At 62.2% G+C, this 23,927-nt stretch carries 25 protein-coding genes; 10 read left to right on the forward strand and 15 right to left on the reverse strand.

Features of this window, described 5'->3' with window-relative positions; all coding sequences use genetic code 11:
- Positions 1–6 precede the first annotated feature (6 nt).
- From YA0848_RS15400 to ppnP, 7 genes are all read left to right on the forward strand, one after another.
- Entirely contained in the window at positions 7–879 is an 873-nt protein-coding gene (locus YA0848_RS15400; protein WP_169902447.1) for an SDR family oxidoreductase, read from the forward strand.
- A 4-nt stretch (positions 880–883) separates the two neighbouring features.
- Entirely contained in the window at positions 884–2,500 is a 1,617-nt protein-coding gene (locus YA0848_RS15405) for an acyl-CoA carboxylase subunit beta (protein WP_169902448.1), read from the forward strand.
- A 16-nt stretch (positions 2,501–2,516) separates the two neighbouring features.
- The gene (gene atuD / locus YA0848_RS15410; RefSeq protein ID WP_169902449.1) at positions 2,517–3,674 is read left to right on the forward strand and encodes a citronellyl-CoA dehydrogenase; all 1,158 of its coding nucleotides are present in this window, start codon (positions 2,517–2,519) and stop codon (positions 3,672–3,674) included.
- Positions 3,671–4,432, forward strand: a complete 762-nt coding sequence (locus YA0848_RS15415; RefSeq protein WP_034099432.1) for an enoyl-CoA hydratase/isomerase family protein — start codon at positions 3,671–3,673, stop codon at positions 4,430–4,432. Before atuD ends, YA0848_RS15415 begins: the two co-directional genes overlap by 4 nt.
- Before the next feature lie 90 nt (positions 4,433–4,522).
- Positions 4,523–6,445, forward strand: coding sequence for an acetyl/propionyl/methylcrotonyl-CoA carboxylase subunit alpha (locus YA0848_RS15420; protein ID WP_169902450.1), 1,923 nt, complete (start codon positions 4,523–4,525; stop codon positions 6,443–6,445).
- A gap of 90 nt (positions 6,446–6,535) precedes the next feature.
- The gene (locus YA0848_RS15425) at positions 6,536–7,078 is read left to right on the forward strand and encodes an exonuclease domain-containing protein (RefSeq protein WP_034099435.1); all 543 of its coding nucleotides are present in this window, start codon (positions 6,536–6,538) and stop codon (positions 7,076–7,078) included.
- A 93-nt stretch (positions 7,079–7,171) separates the two neighbouring features.
- Positions 7,172–7,456: a pyrimidine/purine nucleoside phosphorylase gene (gene ppnP, locus YA0848_RS15430; RefSeq protein WP_034099437.1), complete on the forward strand. Its 285-nt coding sequence runs from the start codon at positions 7,172–7,174 to the stop codon at positions 7,454–7,456.
- 69 nt (positions 7,457–7,525) lie between these two features.
- Here ppnP and YA0848_RS15435 read toward each other — a convergent pair whose 3' ends face one another.
- Positions 7,526–8,332, reverse strand: coding sequence for an MOSC domain-containing protein (locus YA0848_RS15435; RefSeq protein WP_034114714.1), 807 nt, complete (start codon positions 8,330–8,332; stop codon positions 7,526–7,528).
- Positions 8,333–8,372: 40 nt separating this feature from the next.
- A complete protein-coding gene (locus YA0848_RS15440; protein WP_034099439.1) occupies positions 8,373–9,308 on the reverse strand; it encodes a chemotaxis protein CheV in 936 nt (311 codons plus the stop codon).
- Positions 9,309–9,863: 555 nt separating this feature from the next.
- Here YA0848_RS15440 and YA0848_RS15445 point away from each other — a divergent pair.
- From YA0848_RS15445 to YA0848_RS15455, 3 genes are all read left to right on the forward strand, one after another.
- Positions 9,864–10,313 (forward strand): hypothetical protein, encoded by a 450-nt coding sequence (locus YA0848_RS15445; protein ID WP_169902451.1) that lies wholly within the window; start codon positions 9,864–9,866, stop codon positions 10,311–10,313.
- Between the two features lie 330 nt (positions 10,314–10,643).
- Positions 10,644–11,537, forward strand: coding sequence for a sensor histidine kinase (locus tag YA0848_RS15450; protein WP_034114716.1), 894 nt, complete (start codon positions 10,644–10,646; stop codon positions 11,535–11,537).
- Complete coding sequence (locus YA0848_RS15455; protein ID WP_034099442.1) at positions 11,534–12,193, forward strand: response regulator transcription factor; 660 nt, start codon at positions 11,534–11,536, stop codon at positions 12,191–12,193. Before YA0848_RS15450 ends, YA0848_RS15455 begins: the two co-directional genes overlap by 4 nt.
- On the opposite strand, the gene yegS is transcribed toward YA0848_RS15455, so the two are convergent.
- The 13 genes from yegS to fleN form a co-directional block, all read right to left on the reverse strand.
- Entirely contained in the window at positions 12,152–13,072 is a 921-nt protein-coding gene (gene yegS, locus YA0848_RS15460) for a lipid kinase YegS (RefSeq protein ID WP_040269007.1), read from the reverse strand. The two genes, YA0848_RS15455 and yegS, sit on opposite strands and share 42 nt — an antisense overlap.
- Positions 13,073–13,218: 146 nt before the next feature.
- Positions 13,219–13,611: a DUF2802 domain-containing protein gene (locus YA0848_RS15465; RefSeq protein WP_034099447.1), complete on the reverse strand. Its 393-nt coding sequence runs from the start codon at positions 13,609–13,611 to the stop codon at positions 13,219–13,221.
- Positions 13,612–14,097 (reverse strand): chemotaxis protein CheW, encoded by a 486-nt coding sequence (locus YA0848_RS15470; protein ID WP_370694733.1) that lies wholly within the window; start codon positions 14,095–14,097, stop codon positions 13,612–13,614.
- A gap of 83 nt (positions 14,098–14,180) precedes the next feature.
- Complete coding sequence (locus tag YA0848_RS15475; protein ID WP_034114720.1) at positions 14,181–15,005, reverse strand: CheW domain-containing protein; 825 nt, start codon at positions 15,003–15,005, stop codon at positions 14,181–14,183.
- Positions 15,005–15,793: a ParA family protein gene (locus YA0848_RS15480; RefSeq protein WP_034099451.1), complete on the reverse strand. Its 789-nt coding sequence runs from the start codon at positions 15,791–15,793 to the stop codon at positions 15,005–15,007. Before YA0848_RS15480 ends, YA0848_RS15475 begins: the two co-directional genes overlap by 1 nt.
- 51 nt (positions 15,794–15,844) lie before the next feature.
- Positions 15,845–16,732 (reverse strand): flagellar motor protein MotD, encoded by an 888-nt coding sequence (gene motD / locus YA0848_RS15485; protein ID WP_034099453.1) that lies wholly within the window; start codon positions 16,730–16,732, stop codon positions 15,845–15,847.
- Between the two features lie 15 nt (positions 16,733–16,747).
- The gene (locus YA0848_RS15490) at positions 16,748–17,488 is read right to left on the reverse strand and encodes a flagellar motor protein (protein WP_034099455.1); all 741 of its coding nucleotides are present in this window, start codon (positions 17,486–17,488) and stop codon (positions 16,748–16,750) included.
- A complete protein-coding gene (locus tag YA0848_RS15495; RefSeq protein ID WP_034099457.1) occupies positions 17,488–18,624 on the reverse strand; it encodes a protein-glutamate methylesterase/protein-glutamine glutaminase in 1,137 nt (378 codons plus the stop codon). Before YA0848_RS15495 ends, YA0848_RS15490 begins: the two co-directional genes overlap by 1 nt.
- A 48-nt stretch (positions 18,625–18,672) precedes the next feature.
- A complete protein-coding gene (locus tag YA0848_RS15500; protein WP_034099459.1) occupies positions 18,673–20,916 on the reverse strand; it encodes a chemotaxis protein CheA in 2,244 nt (747 codons plus the stop codon).
- An 11-nt stretch (positions 20,917–20,927) separates the two neighbouring features.
- Complete coding sequence (locus YA0848_RS15505; RefSeq protein ID WP_169902452.1) at positions 20,928–21,716, reverse strand: protein phosphatase CheZ; 789 nt, start codon at positions 21,714–21,716, stop codon at positions 20,928–20,930.
- 18 nt (positions 21,717–21,734) lie between these two features.
- Positions 21,735–22,109, reverse strand: coding sequence for a chemotaxis response regulator CheY (locus tag YA0848_RS15510; protein ID WP_162276696.1), 375 nt, complete (start codon positions 22,107–22,109; stop codon positions 21,735–21,737).
- A gap of 169 nt (positions 22,110–22,278) precedes the next feature.
- Positions 22,279–23,019, reverse strand: coding sequence for an RNA polymerase sigma factor FliA (fliA, locus tag YA0848_RS15515; RefSeq protein WP_034099464.1), 741 nt, complete (start codon positions 23,017–23,019; stop codon positions 22,279–22,281).
- Positions 23,016–23,849, reverse strand: coding sequence for a flagellar synthesis regulator FleN (gene fleN, locus YA0848_RS15520; protein WP_003192912.1), 834 nt, complete (start codon positions 23,847–23,849; stop codon positions 23,016–23,018). The genes fliA and fleN overlap by 4 nt, the downstream gene beginning before the upstream one ends.
- Positions 23,850–23,927: the final 78 nt, after the last annotated feature.

Consider the following 23,927-nt stretch of genomic DNA (forward strand, 5'->3'; position numbering starts at 1 on the left):
CTGGCCGTGGCCTTCGACTCGATCTTCAAAGCCGAGCTGTTCCAGGGGCACACCGTGGTGGTCACCGGTGGCGGCAGCGGCATCGGCCGTTGCACCGCCCATGAACTGGCGGCCCTCGGTGCCCGCGTGATCCTGGTGGGGCGCAAGCCGGAAAAACTCCACGCGGTCGCGGCGCAAATTGCCGAAGACGGCGGCAGCGCCCATGGCTACGCCTGCGATATTCGCGATGAAGTGGCGGTGAAGGCGCTGGTCGGCCAAATCATTGCAGAACACGGCGCAATCCACGGCTTGGTCAACAACGCCGGCGGCCAGTACCCCTCGCCCTTGGCGTCGATCAATCAGAAAGGCTTCGAAACCGTGCTGCGAACCAACCTGGTCGGCGGTTTTTTGATGGCGCGGGAGGTGTTCAACCAGTGCATGAGCACCCACGGCGGCGCCATCGTCAACATGCTTGCCGACATGTGGGGCGGCATGCCCGGCATGGGCCACTCAGGGGCGGCGCGCGCCGGTATGGATAATTTCACCAAGACTGCCGCGTTCGAGTGGGGTTACGCCGGGGTCCGGGTTAACGCCGTGGCGCCGGGTTGGATCGCCTCCAGCGGCATGGACACCTACGAAGGCGCGTTCAAGGCCGTGATCCCCACCTTGCGTGAACATGTACCGCTCAAGCGCATCGGCACCGAGTCGGAAGTCAGCGCGGCGATCGTGTTCCTGCTCAGCCCCGCCGCCGCCTTCGTCAGCGGCAGCACCCTGCGCATCGATGGCGCCGCCAGCCTTGGCAACCGGGCCTGGCCGCTGCATAAAGCGGCCATGCCGAGCGCGCCGTTCAATGGCTTTCACCGCGCGTATCTGCCCGATGTACTCAAGGCGCAGGACTGACGCCATGCCGACAATAATCAGCCAGATCGACCCGCACAGCCCGGCGTTCGCCCAGAACCGCGCGGCGCTGCTCGCCAGCATCGAGCACCTGCGCCAGCTGGAAAATGCCCTGCTCGACAAGGCTCAGGCAGCCAAGGCCAAGTTCGAGCAGCGTGGCCAGTTGCTGCCGCGCGAGCGCCTCAGTGCGTTGCTGGACCCAGGCGCGCCGTTCCTGGAACTGGCCAGCCTGGCCGGCTACAAGCTGCACGATGACAAGGACGGTAGCGCCGCCGGCGGTGGCTTGATCGCCGGCATCGGTTACGTCAGCGGCGTGCGGGTGCTGGTGGTGGCCAATAACAGTGCGATCAAGGGCGGCACCATTTCCCCTTCGGGCTTGAAGAAATCCCTGCGCCTGCAACAGATCGCCATGGAGAACAAACTGCCGGTGGTGACCCTGGCCGAGAGCGGCGGCGCCAACCTCAACTACGCCGCCGAGATTTTCGTTGAAGGCGCACGCAGCTTTGCCAACCAGGCGCGCATGTCGGCCATGGGCTTGCCGCAGATCACCGTGGTGCATGGCTCGGCCACGGCCGGCGGCGCCTACCAGCCTGGGTTGTCAGATTACGTGGTGGTGGTGCGCGGCAAGGCCAAACTGTTTCTCGCCGGGCCGCCGCTGCTCAAGGCCGCCACCGGTGAAGTGGCCACGGACGAGGAATTAGGCGGTGCCCAGATGCACGCGCACGTAGCCGGCACCGCCGAATACCTGGCAGAAAACGATGCCGACGGCCTGCGCATCGTGCGTGAGATCGTCAGCCTGCTGCCGTGGAACGCGCACCTGCCGCCGACGCCGTCGCGTGCCTTCGCCGAGCCGCTGTACCCCATCGACGAGTTGCTCGGACTGATCCCCGCTGACGCCAAAAAACCCTACGACGTGCGCGAAATCCTCGCGCGCCTGGCCGACGGCTCGCAGTTCCTCGAATTCAAAAGCGAGTTCGACCCGCACACGGTGTGCGGCCACCTGCATATTCACGGCCACGCGGTGGGAGTGATCGGCAATAACGGCCCGATTACGTCCAAGGGCGCGAGCAAGGCCGCGCAGTTTATCCAACTGTGCGACCAGAGCCGCACGGCGCTGCTGTTTCTGCACAACACCACCGGGTTTATGGTCGGCACCGAGTCGGAGCAGCAAGGGGTGATCAAGCACGGTGCGAAGATGATCCAGGCGGTGGCCAACGCACGGGTGCCTAAACTCACGGTGGTGGTCGGCGGTTCCTATGGCGCCGGCAACTATGCAATGTGCGGTCGCGGCTTGGACCCGCGCTTTATCTTCGCCTGGCCAAACAGCCGCACAGCTGTGATGGGTGGTGCGCAGGCGGGCAAGGTGCTGCGTATCGTCACCGAGGCCAAGCAGTTGAAGGACGGCCTGGTGCCCGACCCAAAGGTGCTGGACATGCTGGAGCAGGTCACCGCACAGAAACTCGACAGCCAATCCACCGCGCTCTACGGCAGCGCCAATGTGTGGGATGACGGGCTGATCGATCCACGGGATACCCGCACCGTGCTGGGGTTTGTGCTGGATATCTGCCATGAGGCCGAGGCTCGACAGCTACAGCCGAACAGCTTCGGTGTGGCGCGTTTCTAACAGGAGAACAATAAAAATGATCTTCACCCAGGAACATCAGGAACTGCGCCGCACCGTGCGCGCCTTCGTCGACCGCGAGATCAACCCCCATGTGGACGAATGGGAGAAAGCCGGGCGTTTTCCCATCCACGAGGTTTTCCGCAAGGCCGGCGACCTCGGCCTGCTGGGCATTTCCAAACCGGAACGCTTCGGCGGCATGGGCCTGGACTACAGCTACTCGATTGTGGCCGCCGAAGAGTTCGGCACCATCCTTTGCGGCGGCATCCCCATGGCCATCGGCGTGCAGACCGATATGTGCACCCCCGCCCTCGCCCGCTTCGGTTCCGACGAGCTGCGCGACGAATTCCTGCGCCCGGCCATCAGCGGCGAACAGGTCGGCTGCATCGGCGTCTCGGAAACCGGCGCCGGTTCCGACGTGGCCGGGCTCAAGACCCACGCGCGCAAGGATGGCGGCGATTACGTGATCAACGGCAGCAAAATGTGGATCACCAACTCCCCCAGCGCCGATTTTATCTGCCTGCTGGCCAACACCTCCGACGACAAACCGCACATCAACAAGTCGCTGATCATGGTGCCGATGAACACCCCCGGCGTGAGCCTCAGCCCGCCCCTGGAAAAACTCGGCATGCACAGCTCCGAGACGGCCCAAGTGTTCTTCGACAACGTGCGCGTGCCGCAACGCAACCGCATTGGTCAGGAGGGCGCGGGCTTCATGATGCAAATGCTGCAATTCCAGGAAGAACGCTTGTTTGGCGCGGCCAATATGATCAAGGGCCTGGAGTACTGCATCGATAGCACCATCGCCTATTGCAAGGAACGCCAGACCTTCGGCAAAGCACTGATCGACAACCAGGTGATCCACTTTCGCCTGGCGGAACTGGCCACCGAAATCGAATGCCTGCGCGCACTGGTGTACCAGGCCACCGAGCAGTACATCAAAGGCCAGGACGTGACGCGGCTGGCCTCCATGGCCAAGCTCAAGGCCGGGCGCCTGGGCCGCGAGGTCAGCGACAGTTGCCTGCAATACTGGGGGGGCATGGGCTTTATGTGGGACAACCCGGTGGCGCGGGCGTATCGCGATGTGCGCCTGGTGTCGATTGGCGGCGGCGCCGACGAAATCATGCTGGGCATCATCTGCAAACTGATGGGCACCCTGCCGGGGAAAAAGCCATGAACACCCTGTTGCTGGAAGCCCACAACGGTGTGCTGCACATCACCCTCAACCGCCCACAGAGCCGCAACGCCATGAGCCTGCAGATGGTCAACGAACTGCGCACGGTGCTGGCGCAGCTCGACAGCCAGGTGCGTGCCGTGGTGATCAGCGGCGCGGGCGGGCACTTTTGCGCAGGGGCCGACGTGAAGGATCTGGTCAGTGCGGGCGATCAATTGCAGGCGCTGAACCGCGCATTCGGCACCTTGCTGCAAGAGGTGCAAGCCACACCACGCGTGGTGATCGTGGTGCTGCAAGGCGCCGTGCTGGGCGGCGGGTTCGGCCTGGCCTGCGTAAGCGACATTGCGATTGCCGATCACCAGGCACAGTTCGGTTTGCCGGAGACCAGCCTGGGGGTACTGCCGGCACAGATCGCACCGTTTGTGGTCAAGCGCATCGGCCTGACCCAGGCGCGGCGGCTGGCGCTGACCGCCGCACGCTTCGATGGCGTGGAAGCGCAACGCTTGGGCCTGGTGCATTTTGTCGAGCGCGACCCCCAGGCCCTGGCCGAGCGTGTGGATGAGGTGCTGGGCCAGGTCTTGCAATGCGCGCCGGAGGCCAATGCAAGAACCAAAGCCTTGTTGCTGGCCAGCGTCGAGCAGCCATTGGAGCCGTTGTTGGATCAAGCGGCGCAGTGGTTTGCCGAGGCGGTGGCCAGTGCAGAAGGCATTGAGGGGACACAGGCTTTTGTACACAAGCGCAAGCCTGGGTGGTGCAAATGACGCCAGCCCCGGGGACTGGTTCCAAATGCGGGAGGGGGGCTCGTCCCCGATAAGGCCAGAACAAACAGCGCATAACCAAGGGACCTTCCAATGCCCACATTCAGCAAAATCTTGATCGCCAATCGCGGCGAGATCGCCTGTCGCATCCAGCGCACGGCCCAGGCCCTGGGCTATCGCACCGTGGCGGTGTACAGCGACGCCGACGCCGACGCCCTGCATGTGCAGATGGCCGACGAAGCCGTGCACATCGGCCCCGCTGCGGTGCAGCTGTCCTACCTCAATATCCCGGCGATCCTCGATGCCGCGCATAAAACCGGCGCTGACGCGGTGCACCCCGGCTACGGCTTTCTCTCGGAAAACCCCGACTTCGCCCGCGCCTGCCAACACGCCGGGCTTACCTTTATCGGCCCCAGCGCCGAAGCGATCGAGCTGATGGGCAGCAAACGCCTGTCCAAGCTGGCCATGCTGGAGGCCGGCGTGCCGTGCATTGCGGGCTACCAGGGCGCCGATCAGGATGACGCCACCCTGCAACGCCACGCCGAACGCATCGGCTACCCGTTGATGATCAAGGCCAGCGCCGGCGGCGGTGGGCGTGGCATGCGCCTGGTCCATCAACAGGATCAATTGCTGGCGCAATTGCGTACGGCACGCTCCGAAGCGCTCAACGCCTTCGGCAGCGCCGAGCTGATTCTGGAACAGGCGCTGATCGAGCCGCGTCACGTCGAAATCCAAGTGTTCGGCGACCGTCACGGCCAGCTGATATACCTGGGCGAGCGCGATTGCTCGGTGCAACGCCGCCATCAGAAAATCATCGAAGAAGCGCCCTGCCCAGTGATGACGCCCGACCTGCGCCAGGCCATGGGCGAGGCCGCGCTCAAGGCTGGGCGCGCAGTGAACTACGTGGGCGCCGGCACCGTGGAGTTTCTGCTCGACCGCGACGGGCGCTTTTACTTCCTGGAAATGAACACCCGCCTACAAGTGGAGCACCCGGTCACCGAACTGATCACCGGGCTCGACCTGGTGGCCTGGCAACTGCAGGTCGCCGCTGACCAGCCACTGCCCCTGAGCCAGGCCGACGTGACCCTGACCGGGCATGCCATGGAAGTACGCTTGTACGCCGAAGACCCGGCCCAGGGCTTCCTGCCGCAGACCGGCGACGTGCTGCGCTGGCAACCGGCCGCCGCTGTACGAGTTGACCACGGCGTGCTGGAAGGCCAGCGCATCAGCCCGTTCTATGACGCGATGCTGGGCAAGATCATCGCCCACGGCGCCACCCGCGAAGAAGCACGGCGCAAACTGCTGCGCGCGGTGCAAGACACGCTGCTGCTGGGGGTGACCAGCAATCAACGGCTGCTGGCCGATGTGCTTGAACATCCGGACTTTGTACGCGGGGACTTCAGCACTGGGTTTATCCCTCGTTATTTCAATGCGATCGCCCCCTACCCGGCCACTGACGAACAATTAGCCGTCGCCGCAGCATTGTTCTACCAGCACAGTGCCACGCGGCATGGCTCCGGTCTGTCGGGCTGGTGCAACAACGCCACGACGCCCAGAGCTTATCGCTTGCTGGTCAACGACAGGGTGCACGGGATCAGCGTCAGCGTGTCGGCCGATAACGCCCTTTGCATCAACGGCATCGATATCCGGCCGCTCGGGCTCGACGACCGCCACTTCACCCTGGTCATCGATGGCATTCGTCACCGCCTCGCCTATCACCTCGATGGCAGCCGGTTGTGGCTGCCGGGGCTGACGGTGGTCGACGTGACCCAGCAGGTTGCCCAGCGCCAGGACGACGCCGGCAGCGGTACGCTCAAGGCGCCGATGGATGGGGCAATCGTCGACGTGTGTGTGGGCGTCGGTGACCGTGTGCGCAAAGGCCAACTGCTGCTGGTGCTGGAGGCCATGAAGATGGAGCATCCGCTCAAGGCCGGGGTTGAGGGCGTGGTCAAGGGCATACAGGTGATGACGGGCGATCAGGTTCGCAATCGCCAGATTCTGCTGGAGATCGAATAAACCCTGGCTCTCCTGGAAAAAACAGCGCGGAACTACAGGGGCCGTCTACGCTCTATCCCCCAGGACGGGAAGAGTACGGGAACCTGCACCATGCCTCATTGGCTGATTATTGACCTTGAAGCCACGACGGATGAAGGCGGCTGGCCCGTGACGGAAATGGAAGTCATCGAGATCGGCGCGAGCCTGGTCAACCGCCAGGGCCGCGAAGTGGATCATTTCCAGCGCTTTGTGCGCCCGCAGCGCCGCCCGTTGCTGACGCCGTTCTGCCGCCAGCTTACCCATATCACCCAGGCCAATATCGACGCGGCAACCCCGTTGAACGAGGTGTGGCCGCTGTTCGAACGCTGGCTGGGCCAGCATCGTACGCGCCTGGAAGGCTGGGCCAGTTGGGGCGACTACGACCGCCAGCAACTGGAACTGGAGTGGCAGCGCCATGGCCTGGACAGCGCCCTGGCCCACACGCCCCATATCAACCTCAAGCAGCGCTTCGCCAAGGCCCGACGCCTGGACAAGCCGCTGGGGCTCAACGGCGCGCTGCAACTGGCGGGGATGCAGTTCCATGGCCAGCAGCACCGGGCACTGGAAGACGCGCGCAACACCGCCCGCCTATTGCCGCTGATTTTGCCGGTCTAGGCAGCCTCGCAAGGCTTGGGCATACTGGCCAACCTTTTCCATAACGCTGCCCTCGCTTCGACAGGGAAGGCAACTTTTTCCGAGGATTCGCCCATGTTCAAAGTCAACGAGTACTTCGACGGCACCGTCAAGTCGATCGCGTTCGGCACCGCTGAAGGTCCGGCGACCATCGGTGTGATGGCCCCGGGTGAATATGAGTTCGGCACTGCCCAGCGTGAAATCATGCACGTCGTCTCCGGCGCGCTGACCGTGAAACTGCCGGATGCCAGCGAGTGGCAGACCTTCTCCGCCGGCAGCCAGTTCAACGTACCGGCCAACAGCAAATTCCAGCTGAAGGTCGAGGTCGACACCGCTTACCTGTGCGAATACCGCGGCTAAGGTTTCAGCCAGGCAAAAAAATGCCCGTTTCCTACTAGAAGGAGACGGGCATTTTTTATGGGCGATGGATTATTCGAGGATCGTCACCGGCATGCCGACTTCCAGATGACCCACGCCATCGTTGACCAGGTTCTGGCCGAACATCGCGCCATCCTCGGTCTTGCGGTAGCCATTCAAAGTGGCGAAGGGTTCACGGTCGGCGCTGCGCTCGCCGGTGCGCGGGTCGATGGTGGTGAGGATGCAGCGTGCGCACGGCTTGACCACCCGGAACTCCACGTCGCCGATGCGCAGGCGCTTCCAGCCATCTTCGGCAAACGCGTCGGCACCTTCGATCACCAGGTTGGGGCGAAAGCGCAGCATCTCCATGGGGCGGCCGACCTTCTCGGACAGGTCTTCCAGGGAGGCCTGGCCGATCAGCAGCAAGGGATAACCGTCGGCCAGCGCCACCTGGTCATCGTCGCGGCCATAACCGGACTGAGTGGTGCGCGCCCGCTTGAGCGGCATGTGCACCAACCGGGTCGGCGCGCCGACAAACTCGCTGACCCACGCGGCGGCTGCGTCGCCGGCATCCGGCAGGCGCGGGGTGTCGCGCCAGATGGTCACGCCGCGCAACGCAGCGTCTTCATCGGGCAATGCGACGTCAAGGGAGGTATAGCCAGGCGAACTCAGGGTCAGGCCGCCGGCGCTGTTCCACAAGGCCGACAGCTGGCTCATCTTGGTGACGGCGCGTTGCGTCAGGAAGCGGCCACTGGCCTCGTCCACCAGCATCCAGCGTCGATCCCCGTCCAACCCGAGCTTATCCAGGCCGCTGTGTTGCAACGATTCGGCCTTGCCGGATTTCAAGGGGTAACGGTACAACGCGCTGAGACGGAGCATGGGCCTGCATTCCTGAGGGGCGAAGCCCATCACCCTAAGGTCAAGCCGACTGTTCGTCCAGCATCAGTCGTTGGCGCACCACATCCACCAGTTTGTCAGGCTGGAACTTGGACAGGAAATTGTCGCAGCCGACCTTCTTCACCATCGATTCGTTGAAGCTGCCAGACAGCGAGGTGTGCAGCACCACATACAGTTTGCGCAGGCGCGGGTCGTTGCGGATCTCGGTGGTGAGACGGTAGCCGTCCATTTCCGGCATTTCGGCGTCGGTGAAGATCATCAATAGTTTGTCGGTCATCACGTGACCGGCGTCGGCCCACGACTTGAGCATGTTCAGCGCTTTGAGGCCATCACTGGCGATGTGCATTTTCACGCCCAACTGGCCGAGGGTGTCACGCAGCTGCGACAGCGCCACGTTGGAGTCGTCCACCAGCAGCACTTCGCGGCCACGGGCGCGTTCGAGCACTGGGTCTTCGAGTTTTTCCCGGGAGACCTTGGCGTTGTAAGGCACGATCTCGGCGAGGACTTTTTCCACGTCGATGATTTCCACCAACTGGTCGTCGACCTTGCTGATGGCGGTGAGGTAATGCTGGCGACCGGCGCTGGTCGGAGGTGGCAGGATGGCTTCCCAGTTCATGTTGACGATGCGGTCCACACCGCCCACCAGGAACGCCTGCACCGAGCGGTTGTACTCGGTGACAATGATGGTGCTGTTCGGGCCCGGCACCAGCGGGCGCATGCCGATGGCTTGGGATAGGTCGATCACCGGCAGGGTCTGGCCGCGCAGGTTGACCACGCCACACACAAACGGATGGCGCTGGGGCATCAGCGTGAGCTTGGGCAATTGCAGGACTTCCTGCACCTTGAACACGTTAATGGCGAACAACTGCCGCCCGGCCAGGCGAAACATGAGGATCTCTAGGCGATTCTCACCCACCAGTTGCGTGCGTTGATCTACCGTGTCGAGAATGCCGGCCATTGGAAGCTCCTGATATGCGCGGGTAAGTGCTGCGCGTAGGGGTTGTGCAGTTCACTAAGCTGTTTATCGGCGGCAAGCGCCAGATCTTGACCCCGTTAAAATGCCACGTAAATTAATTGATGTCACACTGACATCATGCTTTACTGGCCGCGCTGCTTCATAAGCGGGCAAGACGGCATTGCGCGACACACAAATCGACGCAAGGTTCCCGCTTGTAAGGGATTCCCCTATGCGCAATCAGGTCCAACCTGATATTCGCAATATCTAATAGCCATTAATGTGACGCCATTCTCATTGCATGAATGGAGTCAGGCTTTTGTTTGCCATCTCACGTCCTCGCCCGCTGGGTGTTCCAGACATTTACGTCGCGGCAAATGAAGGTGTGCAACTGGGCCTGCTCACGAGGGCTTGGCAGCGCCCTTGCAGTCATTTCAATAAACTTCCTACCAAAAGCTCAGAAGTAACCTACAAGCAAGAGCAATATTTCAGCGCTAGCTTTAAGCCATTGACCCGCAGCGACATCTCATCGCCCGATTCCATATTGTGGAGACTTGCATGATGAACGACGGTAAAGAGTGGCAGCTCGCACTTTCGGCGTTTCTGCTGGAGGCTGAAAAACTGTTGAACCGGTCAGAGGAATGCCTGAGCCATCTGCATCTGATTCGTAACGACAGCGACGCCATCGACTGCATGACACTCAGCCTGGCCAAGCTCGCGGAACAGGCCGACACCCTGGCGCTGCAAGCCATCAGCGAATTTTCCGGACATATCCACGGCCTGATTGCCAACGCTGAAAACCCGTTGCAATTGCACGACCAGGCGCTGGAGGCGCTGCATGACTGCCTGACTTTACTGGCCTGGCAATTAGAACTGATCGACACCAAAACCGGTCAGTTGGCGTTGGATGAAACCGAGCAAACCACGTTGATTGCGACGGTCAGCCTGCAAATCCCGCAAAAGGGCTTCACCTATAAACCGCAGCAACGTTTGCATCACGCCTCTTGAGCGATTGGCAGGTCGTATTTCGCAACGCGACTTATCTAAAAACGACAGGCGTTAACGATTCCATCACCTATAACGTCCATTAACGTTACAACTTCGTTTAAATAGTAAAACTTCCCATGCTTCATACGCTGATATCACCCACTACATCCCCTCGTTTAATTGGTCGGCACAGCACGGTGTCAGGCGACCAACGGTTACAGGGGTGTTACTATGCGTCGCTCGAAGTCATTCAACTTCCTGTATATAAACGATTCGGCCACGCACGCCAGACTGAGCCCCGTCAGACGTGACCGGACTTCCCGCAGCGAACCTTCATTGGCTCCATCCGTTATGTACGCCAGCCTCAAGTCACTCCTCGCCAGGTCCGTGCCCCGCAGCCATGCTCGCCGCCTGACCCTTGGCCTGTGCCTTGCCTCGCTGCTGATCAGTCTGTGGGCCTACAGCGAGTCCGCGCCATTGCCACTGACGGTGTTGCTGCTCAACCTGGCCACCCTGATGGTGGTGGGTCTGCAACAATGGCGCTCACGCAAATCCATCCGCTTCCAGCCCCAGGAATTGGCCGATCGTCTGTTGCAGGTCCAGGAAAACGAACGCCATCGCCTCAGCCGTGAACTGCACGACGATATCGGCCAACTGCTCACCGCCGCCAAACTGCAGAGCGAATGGCTCAAGCGTCGCCTGCCGGATGACCTGCAAGACCAATGCACGATGCTGTGCAATACCCTGAACGAAACCCTGGCCAAGGTGCGCGATGTGTCTGCCATCCTCAACCCCCGGCAACTGAGCAGCCTGGGCCTGGAAGCCAGCCTGCGCGCGCACCTACTCAAAACCCTGGAAAACAGCCCCGTTCACTGGAGCCTGGAATGCCGACAACGCCTCACCGGCATCCCGGAAGAAATGGCCGTAGCGGCGTTTCGCATTACCCAGGAAGCGGTGACCAACATGCTGCGCCACGCCCAGGCCCAGAACCTGCTGGTGCGTCTGCAACGCCTGCCCGAAGGGTTATCGCTGACAATTCGCGATGACGGCCGTGGCTTCGCGCCGGCGAGCAACCCAGCCCGTGAAGGTCAGCGAGGCATGGCAGGCATGGTCGAACGTATCGAACAACTGGGTGGCACGCTGTCCGTCAGCAGCCAGCCCGGGCAAGGCACGCGCATCGACGCACTTTTTCCCTGGGCGCCGCGCGCCCTCGAACGGGCCAACTCCCCTAAGGTTCTCGAGTGACCTGCACATTACTTCTAGTGGATGACCATGCACTGATCAGGGCCGGCGTGCGTGCCCTGATCCAGGATATTCCCGGCTACACCGTGATCGGCGAAGCCAACGATGGGGCACAGTTACTTGAGCAGTTCCACGCATTGCAACCGGACATGGTGCTGCTGGACCTGTCGATGAAGCACACCGGCGGCCTGGACGCCTTGCAGCAACTCAAGGCCGCCTACCCGCGCTGCAAGGTGCTGATCCTGTCGATGCACACCGACCCGCAACTGATCATGTGCGCGCTGGAGGCCGGCGCCCATGGCTACCTGCTCAAGGACACCACGGCCAACGAGCTGGAACACGCCCTGCGAGCCCTGTGCAATAACGAGCGCTACCTGAGCCCGGCGATCGCCCATACCGTGATCAACCAGGCGCTGGTACGCAGCCAAGGGCCCACTGCGTCGTCCGGCTACGGCCACAAACTCACGGCACGGCAGTTGGAAATCCTGCGCCTGATCGTGCGCGGCAAGTCCACGCGTGAGATCGCCCACGGCCTGGGCCTGAGCATCAAAACCGTGGAAGCTCACCGTTCGCAAATCATGAAGCGCTTGCAGATATTCGACGTGGCGGGGCTGGTGCTATTCGCGGTGCGCGAGCAGATCATCAGCCTGGACGACTAGGGGCGAACCCAGCGGCAAATGCACGCGCAAGGCCTTGGGCAGGGCTTCGAAACGCAGGTCGTCGCCCTGGAGCGGTTCACCATCCAGGTTGATGTACAGCCCTTCGGCCTGTTTGATCTGCACCCAGGGCAGCCGCGCGCGGACGAACATGTTGTCCAGGCCCCAGCCATTGCTCATCAGTTCGCGCAAAGTACCGACCACTTCCTGGGGTGCCGGTAGGATACTGACATCGAGCAACCCATCATCGGCCATCGCCTCCGGGCACAGCGCATGCCCGCCGCCGGCCTGGCGACCGTTGCCGATACCCAGCGCCAGCATCTCGCCCTTCCACTGGAAACCCGGGCCTTCCAACTCCCCATAGGCGGCCTTCAACTCGCTGAAACGCGTCAGACCGGTAAACAGGTACGCCGCCCCCCCGAGGATTTTTTTCAGGTCTTCGGAGGTATTGGCGGTGACCTGGCTGCCGAAACCGCCGGTGGCCATGTTGAGGAAAATCTGCCCGCCAACCTGGCCGAGGTCGATCGCCCGCGGCGCCACATCCAGCAGCGCCAGGGCCTGGGCCGGCTCCAGCGGCACGCCGGCGGCCTTGGCGAAATCATTGGCGGTGCCCAGGGGCATCAGCACCAGGCTGGCATCGGCTTTGGCCTGGGCCATCGCTTCAGCCACGTCGCGCAAGGTGCCGTCGCCGCCGCCGGCAATGATGTGGGTATAACCGTCGTCGAGGGCCTCCCTGACCAGACGCTGTGCATCACCGCCCTCCCACGTTACCCGCACCGCCAACTCCCAACCCTGCTCACGCCGGGCCAGCACGGCGCTGCGCACGTCCTCGTTGAGGGCTTGCTTGCCGTGGAGGATCAACAGTGCCTTGGGGGTGCTCATGCAGGGAATCTCCTGATTCAAAGGTGCTTGAAGGATGTGGACCTTGGCAGAGGAGAAAAAAGTCAGTGGGATTGGAAATTAATTGGGCGGCAGAGCGCTATCCGTCGCAAACACGACGACTCATAACGGCGTACCACCGATGGCAATCAGCTCTTATGCAACTTACTCATCAACTGCGCCTCAGCCTGGGTCAAGCCGCACGACTGGGTCAGGTCATCCACCGTCGCGCCCATCCCCACCAACTTTGCCGCTTGGGCAAACGACAGGTTGGCAGGATCGCGCTGCTCCAACTGCTCCAGCTTGTCGGGCATCGGTGCGAGGATCGCGCGCAGCTCATGCACCTCATCCCCGACCCGCACGGCACTCTTTTGGTAATGGTCGACGCGCTTAACCAGCTCCACGATGCGTCGGTCACGCACCGCATCGCGCTCGGCCTGCTGCAACGCCAATTCGCGCTGCCGAGCCATGTAGCGCAGCAGAAAACCCAGGGTCCCGGCCCACAACAGGGCCAGGACGATCACCGCGACCTCAAGGAACAATCAAATGCTCTCCAGTTCCGACCATTCTTCTTCGCTCATCATTTTGTCCAGCTCAACCAGAATCAACAGTTCGTTGTTCTTGTTGCACACGCCCTGGATAAACTTGGCCGACTCTTCGTTGCCCACGTTCGGCGCAGTTTCCACTTCCGATTGGCGCAGGTAGACCACCTCGGCGACGCTATCGACCAGGATACCGACCACTTGCTTGTCGGCTTCGATGATGACGATGCGCGTGTTGTCAGTAACTTCGGCGGTATCCAGGCCGAAACGCTGGCGCGTATCGATCACGGTCACCACGTTGCCACGCAGGTTGATGATACCCAGCACGTAGCTAGGAGCACCCGGGACCGGGGCGATCTCGGTATAGCGCAGCACTTCCTGCACACGCATCACGTTGATACCGTAGGTCTCGTTGTCCAGCTTGAAGGTTACCCATTGCAGAATCGGATCGTCCGAGCCTTTTTGTGCAGATGCTGACATATTCATACCCATGACCCCTTCAAATGCCGTTGGATACGGCGTGTGTGCTTCATTCGCCAACCGCACACCCGTGCGGCCGGCGTGTTCAATCAACTGCGTTTGTTACCGGGCATCGACTTGACGGCGCCGCTGGCGATCAACTCGGCCAGTTCGGCGACGTCGAGCAACGCGCACATGTGTTCGATCACGGTGCCGGCCAGCCAAGGCCGCTGGCCCCGGTGGCTGCGCCATTTGATTTCGTTCGGGTCCAGGCGCAGCGAGCGGCTGACCTGATGCACCGCCAGCCCCCACTCGTAGCCCTGAACGGAAATAACGTATTGCAGGCCCTCGCGGAAATCGTCGCGGTAGCGGTCGGGCATCACCCAGCGCGCGGTGTCCAACACCTTGAGGTTGCCGGCCTGGCTGGGCAGGATGCCGAGGAACCACTCCGGCTGGCCGAACAGCGGCGTCAGCTCGTGACCTTCCAAAGAGTAGATCGAACCCAGGCACACCAGCGGCACCGCCAGGGTCAACCCGGCGACATCGAACAGCAGGCATTCGAAAGGCTCGGCGGCCCACGCCGGACGGTCATCGCCGCTCACCGGCGGCGGCGTGATGCTCGGCGGCAGGTGCACGTCCACCACCGGCTCGATCACCACGGGCGCCGCCACCAACGGTTCCGCCGCCACAGGCTCTGCCACTACGGGTACGACCGGCGCGACAATCGGCGCTACGATCCGGGCGTCTCGGGCCTGCTCTTCCAGCACCGCCAGTTGGAATTCATCCAGCGTACTGCTGGGCTCAACCACCGGCTCCAGCACCAGAATCGGTTCCGGCAGCACCTCATCGGTGGCTTCCTGCAACAGGGCATCCAGGTAGGATTCCAGGGCCAGTTGCGGCCGGGTCTTGGTCTTGAGTTCGACAGGACGGTTCATCATGCCACCTGCGCCACGAGTTGCTGGGACAGCAAGTGTTTGAGCAACGCACGGTAGGCCATCACGCCACGACTCTTGCCATCGAACTGCGACGGCGTGAGCCCTGCGCGGCTGGCGTCACGCAGGCGCGTATCCACCGGAATGTAGCCTTGCCAGATGGTGTCCGGGTAGGCGTCGCGCAATACCCGCAGGGTGCCCAGCGACGCCTGGGTGCGGCGGTCGAAAAGGGTCGGCACGATGCTGAACGGCAGCGGCTGTTTGCGCGAGCGATTGATCATCGCCAGGGTGCTGACCATACGCTCAAGGCCTTTGACAGCCAGGTGCTCGGTCTGCACCGGGATCACCAGTTGCTGGCTGGCGGCCAGCGCGTTGACCATCAGCACGCCCAGCAGCGGCGGGCTGTCGATAATGGCGTAGTCAAAGTCCTGCCACAGTTGCGCCAGGGTCTTGGCAATCACCAGGCCCAGGCCGCTCTGCCCTGGCGACTGACGCTCAAGGGTGGCCAGCGCGGTACTGGAAGGCAGCAGGGAAATGCTCTCATTGCTGGTGGGCAACAGCAGTTGCCCGGGCAGGTCGCCAGGCACGTTGCCCTTGTGCAGGAACAGGTCAAAGCAGCTGTGTTCCAGCGCATCCGGGTCGTAGCCGAAATAGCTGGTCATCGAGCCGTGGGGGTCCAAGTCCACCACGACCACACGCTTGCCCGCCTCGGCCAGCAAACCGGCCAGAGCGATGGAGGTGGTGGTCTTGCCGACTCCACCTTTTTGATTGGCAACTGCCCAGACTCTCATTCGGATGATTCCTCCCGGCAGGCACAGGCGCGACCGAGACATTGCATAACGTTATTGAGCCGGTGACGGAGAATTGACGGCACTCTGACCCACCGGCGGCTTAACCGCTGGCGGTGCAGTTTGTGTGCCAGCACGCCTCAAGGCCGCATCCGGTGTTGCATTGGCGGTGCCGGTGCCGGTCAGGCTGCGGCGCACATCCAGGTTGCGCGACACCACCAGCACTACCCGACGGTTGCGCGCGCGCCCTTCCAGCGTGGCGTTATTGGCCACTGGCTGGAATTCGCCATAGCCCACCGACGCCAGGCGCCCGGGGTTCACACCCTGCATCGCCAGCATGCGCACGATGCTCGCCGCGCGGGCCGAGGACAGTTCCCAGTTGGTAGGGTACTGCGCGGTGCTGATCGGAATATTGTCGGTAAAACCTTCGACATGAATCGGGTTCTCGAACGGCTTAAGGATCGCCGCCACTTTGTCGATGATGGTGAACGCCTGGTCGCTGGGCATCGCATCGGCGCTGGCGAACAACAGGCTGGAATTCAGCTCGATCTCGACCCACAACTCATTGCCGCGCACGGTCATCTGGTTGGAACTGATCAGGTCGCCAAACGCCGCGCTGATGTCATCGGCGATGCTTTTCAACGGGTCGCTGGTTCCGCCCACGCCGGCGGCGGTCTCATCGCTGTCGTTGACCAGCGGCTTGGCCGGGGTCACGGTGCGGGGCCGCTCTTCGCCGATGGGAATCGGCTTGAGCGAACGGTCGGCGTCGTTGAACACCCCGATCAGCGCTTGGGAAATCACTTTGTACTTGCCTTCGTTGATCGACGAGATGGAGTACATCACCACGAAAAACGCGAACAGCAGGGTGATGAAGTCCGCGTAGGACACCAGCCAGCGTTCATGGTTGACGTGTTCTTCAGGCTCGCGACGGCGACGGCTCACAACCCATACCTCCCATCAATCCATGAAGCCCTGGAGCTTCAATTCGATGGAGCGCGGGTTCTCGCCCTCGGCAATCGACAGCAGACCTTCGAGCAACATTTCGCGGTACCGCGACTGGCGCGTGGCAATCGATTTGAGCTTGCTGGCCACCGGCAGCAACACCAGGTTGGCGCTCGCCACGCCGTAGATGGTGGCGACAAAGGCCACGGCAATGCCGCTGCCCAATTGCGACGGATCGGCCAGGTTGCCCATCACATGGATCAGGCCCATCACCGCACCGATGATGCCGATGGTCGGCGCGTAGCCGCCCATGCTTTCAAAGACTTTGGCGGCATTGATATCGCGGCTTTCCTGGGTGTAGAAATCCACCTCAAGGATGCTGCGGATCGCTTCCGGCTCGGCGCCGTCCACCAGCAACTGCAAGCCTTTGCGCGCGTAGCTGTCAGGCTCGGCATCGGCCACGCCTTCCAGGCCCAGCAGGCCTTCCTTGCGTGCGGTGAGGCTCCAGTTGACCACGCGATCGATGCCACCGGCCAAGTCCACACGGGGCGGGAAAATAATCCAGATCAGGATCTGCATGGCGCGCTTGAACGAACTCAACGGCGATTGCAGCAACGCGGCGCCCACCGTGCCGCCGATCACGATCAGCGCCGCTGGGCCGTTGGCCAGGGCGCCCAGGTGGCCGCCCTCCAGGTAGTTGCCGCCGATGATGGCGACAAATGCCATGGTGATGCCAATCAGACTCAAGACATCCATCAGAGGCAGGCCTCCACCAGATGCTTGCCGATGTCATCCAGGCTGTAGACGGCGTCGGCCAGGTTGGCTTTGACGATGGCCATGGGCATGCCATAGATCACGCAGCTGGCTTCGTCCTGGGCCCAGATCGCGCTACCGCCCTGCTTGAGCAGGCGCGCGCCTTCGCGGCCATCGGCGCCCATGCCGGTCAGGACCACCGCCAGAACTTTGTCGCCGTAAGACTTAGCGGCCGAACCAAAGGTGATGTCCACGCAGGGTTTGTAGTTGAGGCGTTCGTCACCCGGCAGGATTTTGATCGCACCCCGGCCGTCGACCATCATCTGCTTGCCGCCCGGGGCCAGCAGCGCCAGGCCGGGCCGCAGGATGTCGCCATCCTCGGCTTCCTTGACGCTGATGCGGCACAGCTTGTCCAGGCGCTCGGCAAACGCCTTGGTGAACGCGGCCGGCATGTGCTGGATCAACACGATCGGCGCCGGAAAGTTGGCCGGCAATTGGGTCAGCACGCGCTGCAACGCCACCGGGCCACCGGTAGAGGTGCCGATGGCGACCAGTTTGTAGGCCTTGCGCTTGGGCGCCGGGGACTGGGCCGTTGCCGCTGGCGCAGACGCACGCACAGGTGCCGCTGCGGGGCGGGCAACCGGTGCGGGCGCGGGGCGCCCGAACGTCGAGGCACTCGCTGGCGCCGGTGCTGCAACAGGTGTCGGGGCCGGCGCGGGGGCGCTGAACAGGCTGCGACGGTTGCTGCGGGAAATGCTGTGGACTTTCTCGCACAGCAGTTGCTTGACCTTCTCGGGGTTGCGCGAGATGTCTTCGAAATTCTTCGGCAGGAAGTCCACCGCCCCTGCATCCAGCGCGTCGAGGGTCACTCGGGCGCCTTCATGGGTCAGCGAGGAGAACATCAACACCGGAGTCGGGCAGCGCTGCATGATGTGCCGCACCGCCGTGATGCCGTCCATCATGGGCATCTCGTAGTCCATGGTGATGACATCTGGCTTCAACGCAATGGCTTGATCAATCGCCTCTTTACCGTTGGTGGCCGTGCCGACCACCTGGATGCTTGGATCGGCGGAAAGAATTTCCGAGACGCGGCGGCGGAAGAAACCCGAATCGTCCACCACCAGGACCTTGACTGCCATAAACACTCCGTTAGGCGGGGCGGGCAATACCGCCCTGCCCCGCCAGAATCAAATACGCCGAGCGGCGTAACGCTTGAGCATGCTCGGAACATCGAGAATCAGCGCGATCCGACCGTCACCGGTGATGGTCGCACCCGACATGCCCGGGGTTCCCTGCAGCATTTTGCCCAAAGGCTTGATGACCACTTCTTCCTGGCCGACCAACTGATCGACCACAAAGCCGATGCGTTGAGTGCCCACGGAGAGAATCACCACATGGCCTTCGCGCTGTTCTTCATGGGCCGCCGAAGCCACCAGCCAGCGCTTGAGATAGAACAGCGGCAAGGCCTTGTCGCGCACGATCACCACTTCCTGGCCGTCCACCACGTTGGTGCGCGACAGGTCGAGGTGGAAGATCTCGTTGACGTTGACCAACGGGAAGGCGAACGCCTGGTTGCCCAGCATCACCATCAGGGTCGGCATGATCGCCAGGGTCAACGGCACCTTGATGACGATCTTCGAGCCCTGGCCCTTGGTCGAGTAGATATTGATCGAACCGTTGAGCTGGCTGATCTTGGTCTTGACCACGTCCATGCCCACGCCACGGCCCGACACGTCGGAAATCTCGGTTTTGGTAGAGAAGCCTGGGGCGAAGATCAGGTTGTAGCACTCGGTGTCGGTCAGGCGGTCGGCGGCGTCTTTGTCCATCACGCCACGCTTGACCGCGATGTTACGCAGGATGGCCGGGTCCATGCCTTTGCCGTCGTCGGTAATCGACAGCAGGATATGGTCGCCTTCTTGCTCGGCCGCCAGGATCACTTTGCCGCCACGGGACTTGCCCGAGGCTTCGCGTTCTTCCGGGGTTTCCACGCCGTGGTCGACGGCGTTACGCACCAAGTGGACCAGCGGGTCGGCCAGGGCCTCGACGAGGTTTTTGTCGAGGTCGGTCTCTTCGCCCACCAACTCCAGGTTGATCTCTTTCTTCAACTGACGCGCCAGGTCGCGAACCAGGCGTGGGAAGCGGCCGAAGACTTTCTTGATCGGCTGCATCCGCGTCTTCATCACCGCGGTTTGCAGGTCGGCGGTAACCACGTCGAGGTTCGACACGGCCTTTTGCATGGACTCATCGCCACTGCTCAGGCCCAGGCGCACCAGGCGGTTACGCACCAGCACCAGTTCGCCGACCATGTTCATGATGTCGTCCAGGCGCGCGGTATCGACCCGCACGGTGGTTTCGGCTTCACTGGCAGGCTTGTCGGCCACCGGCGCGGCGGCAGCAGCCCGGGCGGGTGCCGCAGCCGGAGCGGCCGCTGCGGGCTTGGGCGCTGCGGCAGGCGCCGCGGCCTTGGCGGCGACCGGTGCAGGTTTGGCGGCGGTAGCGGCGGCCGCAGAAGCGGCCGGCGCAGGCACTTCGCTGAATTTGCCCTTGCCGTGCAAATCATCCAGCAACGCTTCGAATTCATGATCGGTGATCAGCCCGTCACCGGCAGGTGCCGCAGCGGCTGCCGGCTTGGCATCAGCCGGCGCGGCGGCGGTGGCCGCGACTTCCGGCAACGCGTCGGCGGCAAAGGTACCCTTGCCGTGCAACTGGTCGAGCAACGCTTCGAACTCGTCGTCGGTGATATCGGTGCTGGCAGCCGCAGCGGCCGGTGCAGGCGGCGCGGCGGCAGGCGCCACGGCATCGGCGGCGAACTGGCCTTTGCCATGCAACTGATCGAGCAGCGACTCGAATTCGGCGTCGGTTATGTCTTCGCTGGTCGGAGCGTCAACCGGGGCCGGGGCCGCAGCGGCCGGCGCTTCGGCTTCGGCCTTGACCGCGCTGAGGGAGCTGAGCAGCTGTTCGAATTCACTGTCGGTCACGTCCGGTTCCGGCGCCGGTTCAGGCTCCGGCACGGCCTCGACCACGGGCTCCGCCGACAGGTCGGCAGGCTCTGCATAGCGCGCCAGGGCGGCCAGCAGTTCCGGGGTGGCGGCAGTGATCGGCGCACGTTCGCGCACTTGGCCGAACATGCCGTTGACCGCATCGAGTGCTTCGAGAATCACGTCCATCAACTCCGAGTCGACGTGCCGCTCACCCTTGCGCAGGATGTCGAACACGTTCTCGGCGATGTGGCAGCACTCCACCAGCTCATGGAGCTGGAGGAAGCCGGCGCCCCCTTTTACAGTATGAAAACCGCGAAAAATTGCATTGAGCAGGTTCGCATCATCCGGGCGGCTTTCCAGCTCGACCAGTTGTTCGGACAGTTGCTCTAAAATTTCGCCGGCCTCTACAAGGAAATCCTGAAGGATCTCTTCATCGGCGCCGAAGCTCATGTGGGTGCTCCTTAGAAGCCTAAACTGGATAACAGGTCATCTACGTCATCCTGACCTGACACAACGTCTTCACGTTTATCGGCATGAATCTGCGGACCTTCACCCTTGGCGAGATGTTTTTGTGGATCTTTTTCCGAGAGGATCGCTGCGCGGTCATGTTCGATGCCGGCGAAACGGTCAACCTGACCGGCCATGAGCACCAGTTTGAGCAAGTTGCTTTCCACTTCGGTGACCAATTGCGTCACGCGCTTGATCACCTGACCGGTCAGGTCCTGGTAATCCTGAGCCAGCAGAATATCGTTGAGGTTGCTGGACACCGTGCGGTTGTCCTGCTCGCTGCGTGACAAGAACCCTTCGACCCGGCGCGCCAGCTCGCGGAACTCTTCAGCCCCCACTTCCCGGCGCATAAAACGACCCCAGTCGGCATTCAGGGTCTGAGCTTCGGTGGCCATGCCGTTGACCAGAGGCGTGGCGTTTTCCACCAGGTCCATGGTGCGGTTGGCCGCGGCCTCGGTCAGCCTGACCACATAGGACAGGCGTTCGGTGGCATCCGTGATCTGCGAGATTTCTTCGGCCTGGGGCATGTGCGGGTCAATCTGGAAATTGACGATTGCACTGTGCAGCTCGCGTGTGAGCTTGCCCACTTCCTGGTACAGGCCTCGGTCACGGGTCTGATTGAGCTCATGGATCAACTGCACCGCGTCGCCGAAATGGCCTTTTTCAAGACTGTCGACCAGTTGGTGAGCATGTTTTTTCAGGGTGGACTCAAAGTCTCCCTGTGACGTTTCTTGATGCTCCATAGCTCCCCCGCGATGGCATTAGCCGTGGATGCGTTCGAAGATTTTTTCGATCTTCTCTTTCAACGCCTGTGCAGTGAATGGCTTGACCACATAACCGTTAACACCGGCCTGGGCGGCCTCGATGATCTGCTCGCGCTTGGCTTCGGCGGTTACCATCAGCACCGGCAGGTTGCGCAGTTTTTCATCGGCGCGCACCCAGCGCAGCAGGTCGATACCGGTCATGCCCGGCATGTTCCAGTCCGTCACCAGAAAGTCGATGCCTCCGCTGTTGAGGATCGGCTGTGCAGTAATGCCATCGTCCGCCTCGACCGTGTTGGTGAACCCAAGGTCACGCAACAGGTTTTTTATGATCCGCCGCATCGTTGAGAAGTCATCAACGATGAGGATTTTCATGTTCTTGTCCAATTCGACCTCCAAGCAGTCTTAAACGCGCCCAGCACCTGGACGCGCCATTTCAATCAACAGGCATTACACAAAAAGGACTGCCGGGGCCACCACGGGCCGAACCCGCGCAGGCCAATCGCCCCCGCGGTATCGCTCTGCAGTGTCCCCACACTGCCTGTCAGCGCGCTCGCCACTCTCCCAAACGCCCCCGCAAGCGGGCGGCGCACTGGCTGTGCAACTGGCTGACTCGCGATTCGCTGACCCCCAGGACCTCACCGATTTCCTTGAGGTTCAGCTCTTCGTCGTAGTACAGCGCCAACACCAATCGTTCACGCTCCGGCAAATTGGCGATCGCGTCCGCCAACGCCCCCTGGAAACGCGCATCTTCCAGGTCGCGCGACGGCTCCATGTGAGCGCTCGCGCCGTCCTCGTGCAGCCCTTCGTGTTCGCCGTCCTGCAGCAGGTCGTCGAAACTGAACAGGCGGCTGCCCAAGGTATCGTTCAAAATCCCGTAATAATCGTCGAGACTCAATTGGAGTTCGGCCGCAACTTCATGATCTTTAGCGTCGCGACCGGTTTTTGCTTCAATTGCACGAATTGCGTCACTGACCATGCGCGTATTGCGGTGCACCGAACGGGGTGCCCAATCACCTTTGCGCACTTCATCGAGCATCGCCCCACGGATACGGATACCCGCATAGGTCTCGAAACTCGCGCCCTTGGTTGCGTCGTACTTGGTCGACACTTCGAGCAGGCCGATCATGCCGGCCTGAATCAAATCTTCGACCTGCACGCTGGCAGGCAACCGGGCCAGCAAGTGGTAGGCAATGCGCTTGACCAGGGGCGCATAGCGCTCGATCAGTTCACCCTGGCTGTCACGCGCCGATTTCTTATAGAGGTTGTAGCCGCTCGATGTCATAGCACTGGTCCTGCGCTCGTCTGATGCACCAATCGCTCGACGAAAAACTCCAGATGCCCACGCGGGTTGGCGGGCAAAGGCCAGGTATCGACCTTCTGAGCAATAGCCTTGAACGCCAAGGCGCATTTCGAACGAGGGAATGCTTCGTAGACCGCACGCTGCTTTTGCACGGCCTTGCGCACACACTCGTCGTAGGGAACTGCGCCGACGTATTGTAAGGCGACATCGAGAAAGCGATCCGTGACCTTGGTCAACTTGGCGAACAGGTTGCGTCCTTCCTGGGGGCTCTGGGCCATGTTGGCCAGGACGCGGAAGCGGTTCATGCCGTAGTCACGGTTAAGGAGTTTGATCAGGGCGTAGGCGTCGGTGATCGAGGTGGGTTCGTCGCAGACCACCAGCAGCACTTCCTGCGCGGCGCGCACAAAGCTGACCACGGATTCGCCGATCCCGGCGGCGGTGTCGATCACCAGCACGTCGAGGTTGTCGCCGATATCGCTGAACGCCTGAATCAGGCCGGCATGCTGCGCCGGGCTCAGGTGCACCATGCTTTGGGTACCGGAAGCGGCCGGCACGATGCGGATCCCGCCAGGGCCCTGCAGCAGCACGTCGCGCAGCTCACAGCGTCCCTCGATCACATCGGCCAGGGTGTGTTTGGGCGTCAGACCCAGCAGAACGTCGACGTTCGCCAGCCCCAGGTCAGCGTCCAGCAGCATGACGCGACGGCCAAGCTCTGCCAGCGCCAGGGACAAATTCACTGACACGTTCGTTTTTCCGACGCCACCTTTGCCGCCGGTCACCGCGATCACCTGTACGGGATGCATGCTGCCCATTTTATTTCTTTACCTTGTCTTGCTTAGACGCAGGCTACATGGCTTGGCCGCGTGAATCGCTTGCAGACCATCGATGTA

It is taken from the genome of Pseudomonas sp. S4_EA_1b, from assembly GCF_016307435.1.
GTDB lineage: Bacteria > Pseudomonadota > Gammaproteobacteria > Pseudomonadales > Pseudomonadaceae > Aquipseudomonas > Aquipseudomonas rhodesiae.